16 protein-coding genes are annotated in these 14,348 nt (G+C 68.9%); 5 read left to right on the top strand and 11 right to left on the bottom strand.

From position 1 onward, the window contains the following. Positions 1-5: 5 nt before the first annotated feature. From ACQP1V_RS22615 to ACQP1V_RS22595, 5 genes are read right to left on the bottom strand one after another with little or no spacing between them, the layout of a single operon-like run. Positions 6-851 carry an ABC transporter permease gene (locus ACQP1V_RS22615; protein WP_433411443.1) on the bottom strand — a complete coding sequence of 282 codons (846 nt, stop codon included), beginning with the start codon at positions 849-851 and terminating at the stop codon, positions 6-8. Then, positions 848-1,783, bottom strand: coding sequence for an ABC transporter permease (locus ACQP1V_RS22610; protein WP_433411441.1), 936 nt, complete (start codon positions 1,781-1,783; stop codon positions 848-850). Before ACQP1V_RS22610 ends, ACQP1V_RS22615 begins: the two co-directional genes overlap by 4 nt. Continuing rightward, positions 1,780-2,937, bottom strand: coding sequence for a polyamine ABC transporter substrate-binding protein (locus ACQP1V_RS22605; RefSeq protein ID WP_433411439.1), 1,158 nt, complete (start codon positions 2,935-2,937; stop codon positions 1,780-1,782). Before ACQP1V_RS22605 ends, ACQP1V_RS22610 begins: the two co-directional genes overlap by 4 nt. Further along, positions 2,934-4,112 carry an ABC transporter ATP-binding protein gene (locus ACQP1V_RS22600; protein ID WP_433411437.1) on the bottom strand — a complete coding sequence of 393 codons (1,179 nt, stop codon included), beginning with the start codon at positions 4,110-4,112 and terminating at the stop codon, positions 2,934-2,936. The genes ACQP1V_RS22605 and ACQP1V_RS22600 overlap by 4 nt, the downstream gene beginning before the upstream one ends. Further along, positions 4,109-4,612 (bottom strand): gluconokinase, encoded by a 504-nt coding sequence (locus tag ACQP1V_RS22595; RefSeq protein WP_433411435.1) that lies wholly within the window; start codon positions 4,610-4,612, stop codon positions 4,109-4,111. The genes ACQP1V_RS22600 and ACQP1V_RS22595 overlap by 4 nt, the downstream gene beginning before the upstream one ends. A gap of 142 nt (positions 4,613-4,754) precedes the next feature. Between ACQP1V_RS22595 and ACQP1V_RS22590 the strand changes: the two genes are divergently transcribed. Continuing rightward, positions 4,755-5,492 carry a FadR/GntR family transcriptional regulator gene (locus ACQP1V_RS22590; protein ID WP_433211677.1) on the top strand — a complete coding sequence of 246 codons (738 nt, stop codon included), beginning with the start codon at positions 4,755-4,757 and terminating at the stop codon, positions 5,490-5,492. A gap of 97 nt (positions 5,493-5,589) precedes the next feature. Here the strand turns inward: ACQP1V_RS22590 and ACQP1V_RS22585 are convergent, their stop codons facing one another. Continuing rightward, complete coding sequence (locus ACQP1V_RS22585) at positions 5,590-6,180, bottom strand: helix-turn-helix domain-containing protein (protein ID WP_067139217.1); 591 nt, start codon at positions 6,178-6,180, stop codon at positions 5,590-5,592. Between the two features lie 47 nt (positions 6,181-6,227). On the opposite strand from ACQP1V_RS22585, the gene ACQP1V_RS22580 reads away from it, so the two are divergent. Then, positions 6,228-7,061, top strand: coding sequence for a class I SAM-dependent methyltransferase (locus ACQP1V_RS22580; protein ID WP_433411433.1), 834 nt, complete (start codon positions 6,228-6,230; stop codon positions 7,059-7,061). A gap of 60 nt (positions 7,062-7,121) precedes the next feature. On the opposite strand, the gene ACQP1V_RS22575 is transcribed toward ACQP1V_RS22580, so the two are convergent. From ACQP1V_RS22575 to ACQP1V_RS22560, 4 genes are read right to left on the bottom strand one after another with little or no spacing between them, the layout of a single operon-like run. Next, positions 7,122-7,745, bottom strand: a complete 624-nt coding sequence (locus tag ACQP1V_RS22575) for a hypothetical protein (RefSeq protein WP_433411431.1) — start codon at positions 7,743-7,745, stop codon at positions 7,122-7,124. Beyond that, the gene (locus tag ACQP1V_RS22570) at positions 7,732-9,276 is read right to left on the bottom strand and encodes a VWA domain-containing protein (protein WP_433411429.1); all 1,545 of its coding nucleotides are present in this window, start codon (positions 9,274-9,276) and stop codon (positions 7,732-7,734) included. Before ACQP1V_RS22570 ends, ACQP1V_RS22575 begins: the two co-directional genes overlap by 14 nt. Beyond that, positions 9,273-10,415 (bottom strand): toxic anion resistance protein, encoded by a 1,143-nt coding sequence (locus tag ACQP1V_RS22565; RefSeq protein ID WP_433411427.1) that lies wholly within the window; start codon positions 10,413-10,415, stop codon positions 9,273-9,275. The genes ACQP1V_RS22570 and ACQP1V_RS22565 overlap by 4 nt, the downstream gene beginning before the upstream one ends. A gap of 16 nt (positions 10,416-10,431) precedes the next feature. Further along, positions 10,432-11,517, bottom strand: a complete 1,086-nt coding sequence (locus tag ACQP1V_RS22560; RefSeq protein WP_433411425.1) for a hypothetical protein — start codon at positions 11,515-11,517, stop codon at positions 10,432-10,434. Positions 11,518-12,229: 712 nt separating this feature from the next. On the opposite strand from ACQP1V_RS22560, the gene ACQP1V_RS22555 reads away from it, so the two are divergent. Continuing rightward, positions 12,230-12,478 carry a hypothetical protein gene (locus ACQP1V_RS22555; protein WP_433411423.1) on the top strand — a complete coding sequence of 83 codons (249 nt, stop codon included), beginning with the start codon at positions 12,230-12,232 and terminating at the stop codon, positions 12,476-12,478. Between the two features lie 433 nt (positions 12,479-12,911). Here ACQP1V_RS22555 and ACQP1V_RS22550 read toward each other — a convergent pair whose 3' ends face one another. Beyond that, positions 12,912-13,154, bottom strand: coding sequence for a nuclear transport factor 2 family protein (locus tag ACQP1V_RS22550; protein ID WP_433411421.1), 243 nt, complete (start codon positions 13,152-13,154; stop codon positions 12,912-12,914). Between ACQP1V_RS22550 and ACQP1V_RS22545 the strand changes: the two genes are divergently transcribed. Beyond that, positions 13,081-13,575 carry a TetR/AcrR family transcriptional regulator gene (locus ACQP1V_RS22545; RefSeq protein WP_433411419.1) on the top strand — a complete coding sequence of 165 codons (495 nt, stop codon included), beginning with the start codon at positions 13,081-13,083 and terminating at the stop codon, positions 13,573-13,575. The two genes, ACQP1V_RS22550 and ACQP1V_RS22545, sit on opposite strands and share 74 nt — an antisense overlap. 204 nt (positions 13,576-13,779) lie before the next feature. Beyond that, entirely contained in the window at positions 13,780-14,223 is a 444-nt protein-coding gene (locus ACQP1V_RS22540; RefSeq protein WP_433411417.1) for a YybH family protein, read from the top strand. The last annotated feature ends 125 nt before the right edge of the window (positions 14,224-14,348 follow it).

The raw sequence follows: 14,348 nt of genomic DNA, 5'->3' as shown, positions 1-14,348 counted from the left end.
AAGGATCAGCGGACGCCGGACAGGGCGTCGACCGCCTCCTTGGAGCCGCCGGTACGCCGCAGCACCAGCGCCACGGCGGCGAGCGCGGCCAGGGTCAGCAGCAGCATCACCGCCGACATCGCCGCCAGCTCGGGACGCAGTCCCGCGCGCACCGCGCTGAACACGTACACCGGCCACGGCGTCGAGCCGGAGACCTGCACGAACGCCGAGATGATCGTGTTGTCGAGGCTCAGCGTGAACGCCATCAGCGCCCCGGCCAGCACGGACGGCAGCAGCAGCGGCAGGGTGACCAGGCGGAAGCGGCGCATGGGAGGGGTGTACAGGTCGGCCGCCGCCTCCTCCAGCGAGGAGTCCATGCCCTGCATCCGGGCGCGGACGAGGAACGTCACCACCGCCGTCGCGAACAGCGAGTGGGCGACCACGAGACGCACCCAGCCGCTGTTGAACAGGGTCAGATCGTGGTCCACCCCCAGCGAGACGAACCACGGGAGCAGCGCCACACCGGAGACGATCTCCGGCGTCACCAGGACCAGCGCCAGCAGCGCGGTGACCACCCGCCCGATCCGCCCGCCCGGGTGGCGGGCCAGCGCGTACCCGCACAGGGTGCCGAGCACGACGGCGATCAGCGCCGCACCCGCCGCCGCGCGCACCGACACGGACACGGCGGAGAGGATGTCGTCGTTGGACAGCGCCGCGGCGTACGCGTCGAAGCCGAACCCCTCCCAGGACGCCAGCAGCCGTCCTCGGTTGAAGGAGTAGACGACGATGACGGCGATCGGCGTGAAGAGGAACGCGATCACGAGCAGGCCCCACACGCTCAGGACCCGGTCCACGATCGGCCGCGCTCTCATGCGGGGCTCCCTTCCGCGATCCCGGCGAGCTCGCGCCGCCGCCGGTGGGTGAGCAGCCAGGTGCAGGCCGCGCCGGCCGCGGCCGTGGCGAGGATCGTCAGGGCGATGACGACGATCAGCACGACCGCCATCGCCGAGCCGAGCGCCCAGTTCTGCGCCTGCTGGAACTGGCTGGCGACGAGCTGGCCGACCATGTTGCCGCGCGCGCCGCCGAGGACGGCCGCCGTGACGTAGTCGCCCATCAGCGGGATGAACACGAGCAGCAGCCCGGCGGCGATGCCCGGCCGGGCCAGCGGCAGCGTGACCTGCAGCGCCGTACGCCACCGGTTGGCGCCGAGGTCCTTGCTCGCCTCGCGCAGCGAGCCGTCGACCCGGTCAAGGGCGACGTACAGCGGGAGGATCATCATGGGCAGGTAGTTGTAGACGACGCCCAGCAGCACCGCGCCCCGGGTGAACAGCATCGAGAACGGCGTGTCGATCAGCCCGAGGCTCTGCATCGCCCGCGAGGCGAACCCCTCGGGCGACAGCACGACCTGCCACCCGATCGTGCGGATCAGGAAGTTGGTCCAGAACGGCACGAGCACCAGGGCCAGCACGACGAAGCGCCGGTGCGGCCGCACCTTGACCGCCAGCCAGTACGCGAAGGGCAGGCCGATCGCCAGGCAGAGCGCGGTGCCGGCCAGGCCGATGCGCAGGGTCCCGGCGAAGCTGGTCAGGAACGTGTCGCCGAGCGCCTCCCGGTAGCGGTCCAGCGTCAGCACGTCGTTGGCGTGGGTCTGGTACAGCCCCGGCTTGCGGCCGAGGGAGTACCAGAACACCAGCCCGACCGGGGCCACGAAGAACAGGGCGATCCACGCCAGGGCGGGCGTGGTGAGCAGCCCCGACGGGGCCGCTCGCCACGCCGCGCGCGGACCGCGGCGGTCGGGGCTCATGCGCCGGCCTTGGCCTTCATCCTGTTGACGATGGCCATCCGCCGCTCCTGGCCCTCGTTGATGACGCCGGTGTACATCGTGGTGAGCTGCTCGGCGGATGGGAAGATCATGTCGATCAGGCCGAGCTTGAGCTTCTTCGCCTCCTCCTCGCTGCCGGTGACGCCGCTGCCGTAGCCGACGAAGTCCACCTGCTTGACCGCCACGGCCGGGTCGAGCACGTAGTTGATGAGCTCGTGCGCGGCGTCGGCGTTCGCGCTGCCCTTCACGATCGCCCAGTTGTCCATCCAGAGGTTGGTCTTCGGGCCGGGCAGGACCCACTTCCAGCGGTCCTGGTCGCCGCTCGCGAGGATGCCGCGCCGGGCGTCGCCGTTCCAGCAGTGCATGAGGGCGTGCGTGCCCTGCGGGATCGCGCTGCTGCCGGGCGAGGAGTCGAACGCGGCGATGTGCCGGGCGAGGGTGTCGACGAGGAACGTCTCGACCTGGTCGAGCTGGGCCTTGTCGGTCGTGCTCTGGTGCCACCCTCGGGCGAAGCACAGCATGGCGCAGATCTCGCCCGGGTCGTCGACCAGAGAGGTCTTGCCGCTGGCCTCCTTCTGGGCGGCGTCGAAGAAGTCGTCCCAGGTCTTCAGGTCGCGCTTGACGACCCTGGTGTCGTAGACGAAGCCGGTGGTTCCCCAGTACTTCGTCACGGTGTACTTGTTGCCCTGGTCCCATTCCTGGTTCTGGAACGCCTTGTCCAGGTTGGCGAGATTGGGCAGCTTGGCGTGGTCGAGCTCCTGGAGCAGGCCGTTCGCCGCCATCTGCGGGACGAAGACGCCGGTCGGGATGACGATGTCGTAGCCGCTCGTCCCCTTGGCCGCTGCCAGCTTCGCGATCATCTCCTCATTGGAGCTGTAGGAGTCGACGAGCACCTTGGGGCCGTACTTCGCGGCGAAGTCCGCCAGCACCTTCGGGTCGTCGTACGCGCTCCAGGAGTAGGCGCGCAGTTCGGCGGCGGCCGAGCCGGAGCCGCCCGAGCCCTTCGAGCCGCCGCAGGCGGCGAGCAGAGGCACGCTGGCAGCGGCGGCGAGCCCGGCGAGGAAGGTGCGGCGGGGGAGACCGGCGACCCGCGCCGCGGGTGCGAGAAGGCGGGGAGTGTGGTCGTGGTGGTTCACTTGGCGCTTCCAATCGGGGCACGGGGTGTGGCTTCGGCGGGGAAGACGTGGACGTCGGAGGGGGCCCAGGAGCACCGGACCCGGGCGCCCTCGGCGAGGCGGCCGGCCTGACGGCGCGGCACGCGGGCCAGCAGTTCGTGGCCCGCGTCGGCGTGGACGACGTACTGCAGGACGTCGCCGAGCAGGGAGACCGCGGCGACCGTGCCGGGCAGGGCGTTGGCCGAGCCGTCAAGCTCGGTCGGCGCCGCCTCGGTCACGGCGACGGCCTCGGGCCGTACGGCGACGCGCACCGCGGCGGCTCCGGAGCCCGGCATCGTCACCGGTTCGGCGAGAAGGACCGTTCCACCGTCGATCTCGATCGCGCGGCCTCCGTCGGCGACGGTGCCGTCGAAAAAGTTCTGCTGGCCGATGAATCCGGCGACGAACGCCGTGGCCGGCCGCTCGTACACGGTGTAGGGGTCGGCGATCTGCTCGATCCGGCCGTTCAGCATCACCGCGACCCGGTCGCTCATCGACAGAGCTTCCTCCTGGTCGTGGGTGACGAAGACGAACGTCGTGCCGAGGCGGTTCTGCAGGAGCTTGAGCTCGACCTGCATGTTCTCGCGGAGCTTGCGGTCGAGGGCGGCGAGCGGCTCGTCGAGGAGCAGCACGCTGGGCCGGTTGACCAGGGCGCGGGCGAGCGCGACGCGCTGCTGCTGGCCCCCGGACAGCCGGTTCGGCTTGCGGTCGGCGAAACGCGTCATCTGCACCATGTCGAGTGCCTCGGACACCCGGGACCGGATCTCCGCCCGATCGACCCCGCGCCGCTGGCGCAGCCCGTACGCGATGTTCGCCGCGACGGTCATGTGCGGAAAGAGGGCGTAGGACTGGAACACGGTGTTGACGTCGCGCTTGTGCGGCGGCAGGTGCTGCACGGCGGCGCCCGAGATGAGGACCTCACCGCTGTCGGGCTGCTCGAAGCCGGCGAGCATGCGCAGCGTGGTCGTTTTGCCGCATCCCGAGGGGCCGAGCAGGGAGAGGAACTCCCCGGGGTTCACCGACAGGTCGAGGTCCTGGACGACGGTCACACCGCCAAAGGACTTGCGGACCGAACGGAGCTCGACGGAGCCGGTCCCGTCACCGGCGCCCGCCCGGCCCGCGGATGTGACGGAATGCCGGGTGGCGGAGCTGCTCATATGACCTCCTTGGAGGATTCGGCCTGGATTTCGGCGAGGGCGCGCAGCGCCCGCTCGACGATCTGCTCCGGGGGCAGGACGAACTCGACGGTGAGCCCGGGTTCGTCGTTCGTGAGCGGTTCGAGCGCGGCGTACTGCGCGGTGACCAGGGAGACCGGCATGAAGTGCCCCTCGCGCTCGCCGACCCGGGCGGCCGCGACGTCCGGGGGGCCGGCCAGGTGGAGGAACCACACGCCCGGGCCGCACTCGCGCAGGGCGTCGCGGTAGGTCCGCTTGAGCGCCGAGCAGGACACCACGCCGCCGGCCGCGTCGCGCGCGGCGAGCCAGTCGCCGACCGCCCGCAGCCAGGGCTCGCGGTCGGCGTCGTCGAGCGGCTCGCCGGCGCTCATCTTGGCGACGTTGTCCTCGCTGTGGAACGCGTCGGCGTCGGCGTAGTCGGAGCCGAGCGCCTCGGCGAGGGCGCGTCCCACGGTCGTCTTGCCGGCACCTGTCACGCCCATGACGACAACCAAAGGTGCTACGAAAAATGAAGAACTCACGCGATCTGATCCCCGATGAGATGATGTCTGAGCATCTTGAAGTAAAAGTATGATCAAAGACAAGACCATCGAGGAAAAAAGCATACTTATGAGAGGCGGACGCATGCCCGGCGTGCCGGACAGACAGCCGAGCGACCGCTCCGGAGGGCTGCACGATCGCGTGCTCGACCAGCTCGGGCCGGCGATCGTCTCCGGAGAGACCCCCGAGGGTGAGGTGTTGCGGATCGAGCGGCTCGAGGAGAGCCTGGGGGTGTCGCGCACGGTCATGCGCGAGGCCGTACGCGTGCTGGAGTCGATGCAGCTCGTGGCGAGCCGGCGGCGCATCGGCGTCACCGTGCTGCCGCGCTCGCAGTGGAACCTGTTCGACCCGCGGATCATCCGCTGGCGGCTGGCCGGCCCCGACCGCATGGCCCAGCTCGAATCTCTGAGCCAGCTTCGCTGCGGCATCGAACCGGTCGCCGCCTCACTCGCGGCGGCCCGCTGCACCCCGGAGCAGTGCGGCACACTCACGTCCGCCGTGATCGGCATGTCGGTGACGGCGAAACGCGGCGACCTGGACGCCTACCTGGAGCACGACATCACCTTCCATCGCACGATCCTGGAGGCGTCCGGCAACGAGATGTTCTCCGGTCTGGCCCAGGTCGTGGCCGAGGTCCTGGCCGGCCGCACCCATCACAACCTGATGCCCGCCGAGCCGGAGACCGCCGCGATCCGGCTGCACGGCGACGTGGCCGAGGCCGTACAGCTCGGACACACCCGCGAGGCCGAGACGGCGATGCGGGCGATCGTCCTGGAGTCGATCGAGGCCATGTCACTGAACACGGGTCTCGGCATGGCCTAGCCGGCGCCGTGCTGCGGCTCGCTCTCGGGTCGCCGGTGGCCTGCGGGGGAGCGGCCCGATGGCCGAAAGCCGGACCCGAGACTCGCGCGGCGTCCGCTCACGGGTGTGAAGCATCGCCGGTGGCGTGCAGGTGGGTGCGCTCTCCGTTGTGGTCGAGGATGGTGAGGATCTCAACGGGGCCCTCGTGGGCGCCGATGGCGTGCGGGGTCATGGTCGAGAACTCGGCCGCGTCGCCCGCCTGGACCAGGATCGTGCGCTCGCCCAGACGCAGGAGGGCCGTGCCGGACAGCACGGTGAACCACTCGCGCCCGGGATGCACCTTGAGGTGCTCGGCGTCCATGGGCCGGTCGGGGGTGATGCGCATCTTCGCCACGGTCACGCCGTTGAGGGAGCGTTCGCGGGACAGGAGCCAGCTCGTCATCCCGGGGGTGTGACACGGATGCGGCCGGATCACCACGTCCTCGTCGTCGGCGGACTCCACGAGCTGGTCGAGTGTGGTGTCCAGGGCCCGGGCGATGGGGACCAGCTGGTCGAGGGCGATCCTGCGGTGCCCGGTCTCGATGCGGCTCAGGTTGGACGGGCTGAGATGGCAGCGTGCGGCGAGGGCGTCCAGTGACCAGCCGCGCGCCAGCCGCAGACCGCGGATGCGCTGCCGCACCACGCCGTCCAGGTCGAATTCTTGCTCCATAGGCAAGACTGTATGTCTTGGGCGCATTGGACGCTTAGCGTGAAGCCATGAAACAGCACGCTCATCACCATCACGCGCACCACAACGAGTCGGGGTTGGCGGACATGCTCGACCTGGACGCGCAGGTGTTCAGCTCGTACCTGGACGAGGTGACCGACTGGGTCCGACGGCACGCCCCCGAGGCGCCGCGGAAGGTGGCCGACGTGGGCGCCGGCACCGGAGCCGGCGGCCTGGCGCTGGCCCGGGCCTTCACAGCGGCGGAGATCGTCGCGATCGACCTGTCGCCGGTGATGCTCGACCGCCTCCGCGCGGCGGCGTACGAGCAGGGGGTGGGTGATCGGCTGAGCGTCGTGCGGGCCGACCTGGACGCCGGCTGGCCTCCGATCGGCGCTCTCGACGTCGCCTGGGCGGCGTCGTCGCTGCACCATGTCGCCGACCCGGACCGGGTGCTCCGCGACATCCGCGCGGCGCTGAACCCCGGCGGCCTGCTGGCGGTCATCGAGATGGACGCCCTGCCGCGCTTCCTGCCCGACGACATCGGCCTGGGCCGTCCCGGCCTGGAAGCGCGCTGCCACGAGGCGGCGGCCCGGGCGGGCTGGAACGCGCACCCGGACTGGCGGCCCCACCTGGAGGCGGCCGGGTTCGCCGTGGTCGCGCAGCACAGCTTCACCGCCGAGGCCGGCCCGGCGTCGCCGAGCGCCCGGCGCTACGGGCACGCCGTCCTGAACAGGTTCCGCTCCGCCCTCGGCGATGGTCTGGCCGCCGACGACCTCGACACGCTCGACCGTCTGCTGGCGGACGACCACCCCGCCTCCCTCCGGAACCGCCGCGACCTGACCGTGCGGGCCGTCCGCACCGCCTGGGCCGCCCGCCGTCCCTGAACCGGGGCCTGATCCTCCCGCCGGTGTAGGAGTGGGTTCGTTTATGAGAGGGGGAGGATGTCAGATCGAGAGGTCGAGGTCAGAGCCGCCGAACCGGTCCTGGAGGAAACGACCCTGATCGCGCAGGGCCTGCTCGTCACCGCGGTGGATCGCGTCGGCGACCTTGCGCATCTGGGCGTCCAGGAGCGCGATCTGGGCGAGCAGTTCCTCGTGCGCACTGCGCCTGCGGTCGCCCCGTCGCGCCAGGGCGTAGCCGCGCGGCAGGTTGGCGTACGCCTCCAGGCTCGACGGCAGATAGCTCCGGATCGTCTGCGACACGACGTGCAGCTGGTCGGGGGAGGAGGTCAGCTGCTCAGCCCGGCCGAGGACGTCCCCGACGACCTCGGCCAGCGCGTTCACGGCGGCGTGCACGTCGTCGGGGAATCGCCGGTCGATTCGCCGGAGCAGCGCGTCCAGGTCGGCGCGGAGCCGCTTCGTCTCCACTTCCGCGGGCGAGATCGTCAGCCGGACCCGGTCAGGTGGGGCGAGCAGCGCGCCCACGCCGTACAGTCCGGCCACGACCACCGGCCAGAAGGCTCCCGCGAGTCCGAGGAAGTGGGCGGCGACGCCGAGCAGTGCCAATGACGAGCCCGCGATGTTCCGGGTCGAGCCCAGGTAGCGCAATACGCGGTCACTGATACCCACGGATCTCCTTGAACGCGCTGCTCAACGAGGTGGAGCGGGCGTCGAACACCGCGCCGCCGGTCAGGGCGGCGACCGCGCGCATCTCCTCGACGTCGCTCTCGCCGAAGAGCACGACGAACGTGGGTGTACGGCGCCGCTCCTCCGGCAGCGCGCGATAGTAGGCCTCGAAGTCGGCGTAGCCGGAACCGTTGGTGTTCTGGCCGTCGGTCATCAGCACGATCGACGTGTAGTGGCCCGGCGTGGCGGGCTGGTCGTAGGCCGCCCTGAGGCTGTCGTAGATCGCGGTGCCGCCGATGGCGTCCAGCCGCTCGGCGAACTCCCTGATCTGCGCGAGCACCGGCGACGGATTCCGATCGGGGACGGCGAACGCGGTCGGCCGCCCCGCCGTCCCGTTGAACGGGATCATCGTCACGGTTTCGCGATCGCTGAAGCGGGAGAAGGCGCCGGAGGCGGAGGTGTCCGCCCCGGTCAGCGCGACGAGCGCCTGCCGCAGCGCCTCGAGCCGGTCACCCCGCATCGAGCCTGAGGTGTCCAGCACGAACATCGCGTGGGCCGGGACCCGCACCTGGTTGAGATAGGTGGCGATCAGCAGGTCGGCGGTATCGCGCCGGTTGGGGAACGGCAGCTCGATGAGCTGGGAGGAGCCGAAGCGAGGGTCCAGCGCGACGCCGGGAACGATCGGCCGCCGATGGGTCGTGGTCGTGATCTCCTTCTGTACAGCAGGCGTGCGCAGCCAGGCGGTGAGCCTGCCGTACAGGACCTTCTTCTCCTCGGAGGCGGAGGCGAGCAGCGTGAGCGGATAGTCGGCGCTGACCACGCCATCGCTCGGATAGACGAGGGTGACCGGCTCGCGCAGACCCATCAGCACCGATTCGTAGTTGACCATTCCGTCGACGCTTGTGTCGCGGCCGTAGGCGTCGGCCAGCCAGCCGGACGAGCCCGCGGTCAGCCGTTGCGCGGAGAAGAAGTCCTTGAGCTTGGGCGTCACCGCGCTGATCTGCGCGGCGCTGAGCGCGCCGTCCGCGTCCGACAACGCAGCGGCCACCCCGACCAGCGCGGAGAAGCCCGAATTGGAGGAGGCGGGGTTGGTCATGCCGAAGGTGAACGTCCCGGCCTTGGCCGCCTCGGCGATGTCGGCCCAGGAGACCGCTTTCTTGTTCCAGCCGAGTTCCGCGGCCTTCGCCGGCTTGAGGCCCAGCACGACAGGCGAGACCATCACCTTGGTCTGGGTGGACAGCCTGGCCGGGGCGCCGTCGATCAGCGAGAGGTAGCGGTTGGAGGAGAACCAGATCGCGTCCGCCGCGCCGTCGGCGCGGCCGCTCGCGACCTGTTCGGCACCGTCGAGTGTGCCGGTGTAGGCCGGCTTCACCCGCACCCCGATCTCGGCGGCGGCCCGCCGGAGCAGCGGTTCGAGGTCCTTGATCTCACTGCCCGCCAATATCCGCAGCGTGTCGGGCGAATCCGGCGACTCGGCCCCGGACGAGCAGGCAGCAGCCAGCAGGAGAAGGAGGGCCGCGAACGCCCGCCTCATCGCTCGTCCTCCCGGGCCCGCTCCAGGTAGGTGTTCGCGTGGGCCAGTTCGACCGTCAGGCTCTCGACGGTGGCCGCCATGCTGTCCACGGCGCTCGCCTTGAACGCGTCGATCATGTCCATGGTGGCGTAGATGTTGTCGAAGGCCTTGCGCAGCGTGTCCATGTCGACGGTCGTATTGGCCGCCTGGTTCTGGATCGCCCCGGCCTGGGTGCGCAACATCTCGCTGGTGGCCAGGATGAGGTCACTCGTGGTGGCGTTGAGCGCGGTGATCTGGTCGAGCACCAGCTTCTGGTTGGCCAGGGCCTGTGCGACCGTCACCGCGGTCCGTAGCGCGGCGACGGTCGTCGTGGTGGCCCGGTCCACGCCCTTGCTCAGCTCCAAGTTGTTCTTGCGGATCAGGTCGAGCGCCAGATAGCCCTGGGCCGACACGGCCAGCTGGGTGAGGATGTCCTGGTGCTTCTGCCGTACGGCGAACAGCGCGTCGGAGCGCAGCGCCGTCGCCCGCTCCTCGTCGGCCAGCACGATGCGCTCCTCCAGGGCCTCGTCGATCGCCTTGGCCATGACCGCGTACTCCTGCAGGCGGGTCATGGTCTCCCACAGGTTGGCCTTCTCGCCCTCGATGGCCGCGTTGTCGCGCAACAGCTCGTCTTGGCCGGACTTGAGAGCACGGATGATGTCGTCGATGTGCTTCTGGGCCGAGTGGTACTTGGCGAAGTAGTCGCGCAGCCGGTCGCCGAACGGGATGAGTCCCAGCAGCTTGCGTGTCCCGCTCGCCGCCTGCTTCGGGTCCAGGTCCACCACCGTACGGCGGAGCGCCACCAGCCGGTCGGCGACCCTGGCCTGGGCATCGGCGCCCTCGCCCTTGGCCGAGGACAGCGCGGCGACGGGCCGCTTGAGCATGCGGTTGGCCACCTGTGACGCGGACCTGATCTCGGTGTCGCCCATCGAGGAGATGTCGTGCACCTTGCGGGTGAACTCCGGCGCACGCGGGTCGAGCCCGCTCAGCTCTCGCGCGAAGTCCTGCGCCTTGGCGGTCAGCTCGGCCGCGCGCTCGTCGAGCAGCGGCAGCATGGTGGACGCCGTCTCGGCCGGAATCGGCGTGACGGGTGCGGGTGGCGTGAGCACCAGATCGGACACGTGACGGATCTCCTCACTAGGGCCGGGAGGTGGCGCCGATCGCATCGATCAGCTTCTCCAGGTGCTCGTAGGTGGGCGGCTCGACGACGTCGATCAGGTCACCCGCCGTCGGGGCTTTGGTCTTGGTGACCAGGTCGGTGAAGGCCTGGGGGTCCGTGGTGCGGAAGCCGTACGCGGCGGCGAGAGCGAGCAGTCGCGGGTCCCGGGTGAGCAGTTCGCCTACCCGCACCCCCGGCTCGCTGAGCGGGACCAGCGTGTGCTTGCTGAGCACGGTCGGCGAGGGGTAGACCAGGCGCATGCCGGGCTTGATCGCCCCGTCTCCGGCGAAGACGTGGGACAGATACTGCGCCTCGTAGACGACGAGCATCGGCGTCTTGCCCGCGCCCAGCGCGAGATAGTCGTCGAACGACGCCTCGCTGGTGGTCTCGGAGAAGCCCTGGTCGAGAACGACCGGTGCGAGGAGCGGCGCGACCTTGGCGATCTGGGCGTCGGAGCCGACCACGTCGTCGCCGTTGGCGACGTAGCCGATCGCGGAGAGATACATGGCCGCGGAGTTGGAGGTGCGAATATCCGTGGTGGTGAGCAGCACCCTCTTGCGCGCCGGATAGACCGAGTTGCCGGGAATTTGATCCCACCGGGTGCCTTCAGCTGCTAATTCGAGATATTTCTTTATATCGAGTACCTGGTAGCCCTTGCCGGAATCGCGCAACACGCCGACCTTGGCCAGCAGGCCGCTGATCGGCTCGAAGGTGGCCACGGCCATCGGCGAGTAGAACGGAGAGAACGTCACGGTGGCCTTGCGGTCACGCTTGATCTTCTCAGCGGCCGGAGCGCTGGAGGGAAAGGCGAAGGCGTAGCGGCTCAGATCCACGTCGGTGGCGATCTGCCGCGATCCGGCGGTGTCCACCTCGACGCGCAGGCCGTGCTCGGCGAAGGCTGCCTTGACCTGCGGATCGTCGAAGAACGGCTTCTTCTCCGAGCCGATGACGCCTCTCACCACGGTCGGTTGGGGAACCTCGCTGCCCCGGTTGCCGGCGACGACCGCGATCACCACCACTCCGGCGAGAACAGCCGCCAGAATGACGCCGATCCACCGCTTCATCGCACTCCATTTCACGTAATAAACCGTGTAGTGGAATTATGTAGCGGCAGAACTCGGGTATGGGCGGCGAAAGATCGACCGTACGGAAGAATTCATTCGCCGTTCACGAGATCGAGCCTCTTGCTGAGCTGGTGGAGTTGCTGGAACTGCGTGTGATGGTCGAGGGCGCGGGCCAGAAGCTCGGTCAATTGGTGGCGTTCGTCGGGCGAGAGGGGGGCCAGTAGTGCTTCCTGCACACCTTGAAACCGGGATCGCAGTGGTGACACCCAGGGTTCCGGCGCGGGGTGCGGCAACCGCGTCTGCCCCGGCCAGGGATGCCGCGCTCACCATGGTCGTCTCCTGAGACCCAGGGTCCCGGCAAAGTCGGTTGGGTGGCGATCGATCATCTAGCTGGAGGGGCTTATCGAATTGATGGCCCGCGGCAGCAGGCAACAACTAGCCTGGCGAAATGATGTTGAGCGTCCGAAGTCGGGGGCACCCCTTCCGATGGGTTGCGGCGCCGCTGCTTGCCTGTGCCGTCAGCTCTTGCGCTTTGGGGAGCTCCGGAGACGACGGGCGTGGACCGTACATCAGTGATCCGCGAGCTTGCTCAGGCAGCAATCTGGAGTTACGGGAGGCAACGCGGCATTTCCAGCTCGCGATCCCAGTGCAGGCGGACGATCTGCACTTTGCCTCAGACAAGCATCCTGTGTTCGGGGAGTACTCCCTGACCTTGGAATTCACCACGACATCAGCGGGCCTGCAGGACTTCCTGAACTCCAGCCACCTGCCGCAGCCTGAACCCGATGACGACGCCCAGCCCATCGACCAGTACGTGAGTTGCGGCTTGACCGATGGCGATTTCAGCAGGCCCGCCTACGCGGATGAAGAGCGGCAGCCATCCGGCTACGTCCGGAGGATTGCCGTAGATCGAGCAAACCCCGCCAGACCGCGAGTGATTGTCGAAGCGACGGATACGTAAGGCGTCCCTACGCGATCGGGTGGGTGTCTTCGAGCTCGTGACGGTCGGCCGGGAGAAGGATCTCCACGACCACCAGCGCGCGGAGCTCCGGAGGCGTCGCGGATCGCGCCGAACACTGCCAACCGCACTGCCAACACAGGCGTGTTCTTCGGCATGGCGAGCCATCCGATTCATCGCCCGAGACGTCATCCGCCCTCCCCAGGTCCTCGGGATTAGGTGATCAATCGCCACTCAACCGACTTTGCCGGCCCCAGGGGCCGGCACGGCCTCCTCTGATCATTTGGCGTCGAAAACCTCATGATCACTCGGGTCGTTCCTGTTGGCATGTCGGCGGTCGTTCGCCTCTCACTGGCCTCTACTCCGCGGAGGCCGGCCCAGAACCGGACATTAAGCCACTATGTCGAGGCCCTGTCCTGAGACCGGGGCGAGCCGCCTATCCGATGGCTTGCATGATGGCCAAGGTGTTCTGGTACTCGCGCCAGAGGACGACCTTGCCGTCGCGCACCGTGAGAACTCCGATGAAAGCGGCCGTGGACTGCCGGTTCGTCTTCGTCGATGTGCCGGTCAGCTCGTACTCCACGATGATCGTTTCCGGATCTTGCGTGTCGTGGACGACGGTGGCGCGGCACGCGTCGACAGAGGAGGTGGCGCGGCGCGCGGGCGTGGCGGTCGGCACCGTGTTCCGGCACTTCCCCACGAAGGCCGACCTTTTGCGGGCGCTGATGAAGCGGTTGCTGCAGCAGGTCACGGATGACGCCGCGGATCTCATCGCGCACGGAGACCCGGCGACCGCCCTGTTCGATTTCTTCGCGCGACTCGTGGAGCGTACGGCGGCGAACCGGACGGTCGTGATCCTGCTCGCCGCCGAGGGCATGGAAGTGCCGATCACCGGCCCGCTCGGCTCGCTCGGTGACGCGGTGGGGGAGCTGCTGGCGGAGGGACAGGGCGTCGGCGCGATCCGCCCGGAGATCCGCCTCGACGAGACGATGGCCCTGCTGACCAGCGCCTGCCAGGGCGCCCTGCAGGGCGGCTGGGATCACGACCTGCGCCGGAGAACCCTCGACATCATGTTCGCCGGACTCCGCCCGTCCGGCTGACGGCTCGTCGGTCTGGTCCTGGTCGTCGAGGTCGCCTGGTGGCGGCTTGTCCGGCTCCTGCGGCGTGGTCCGAGCCAACGCGCCGAGCTGTGCGGCCGGTGCGCCGCCTCACATTTTGATGGGCTGCGTTGTCGGACTGTTGAGACCACCTGGACCGTCGCCGGGCGAGCTGGTTGCGGCCGGATTCTCTGAACGGAGGATGCAATGACTGTGAGCGATGCTGAAGTTAGGGCGCTCTTGGAGAGGCGAGTCGCCGCCTGTCAGACAAAGGATATCGATCGACTCATGGAGCTCTATTCTCCCGACATCGTTTATTACGACGTCGTCCCCCCGCTCCAGTTCGCGGGATTCGATGACGTTCGCCGTAACTTTGTACGGTGGTTCGATGGATTCGACGGCCCCATCGGACTCGAGACACACGACCTGACCATTGCGACGAGCGCGGATGTCGCGTTCGCGCACATGCTTCACCTGGACAGCGGTAAACGCAAGAACGGGCTCGACACCGCGATCTGGGTTCGGTCGTCCGTTTGTTGCCGACGGTCGGGCGGCAGATGGCTGATCACGCACGAACATATCTCACTGCCGATCAACCCGCAGAACCTCCAAGCCTGGTTCCCGCCGGACGGTGATGGCGATCCGGCCTGACTGTTCACCTGGGAAAGGCCTCCTGCCCGGGAAGATGAGGATTTCCGACGTCCCGATCCGGTCAAGGTGCGAAAGCAATTTCCCGTTGGGTGATCCTGGCGGCGTCCGGCGACGGCAAGAACGTC

Origin of the sequence: Microtetraspora malaysiensis (assembly GCF_050947145.1) — a bacterium.
Classification (GTDB): Bacteria; Actinomycetota; Actinomycetes; order Streptosporangiales; family Streptosporangiaceae; genus Microtetraspora_A; species Microtetraspora_A malaysiensis.
This window is presented reverse-complemented; position numbering and strand designations above follow the sequence as displayed.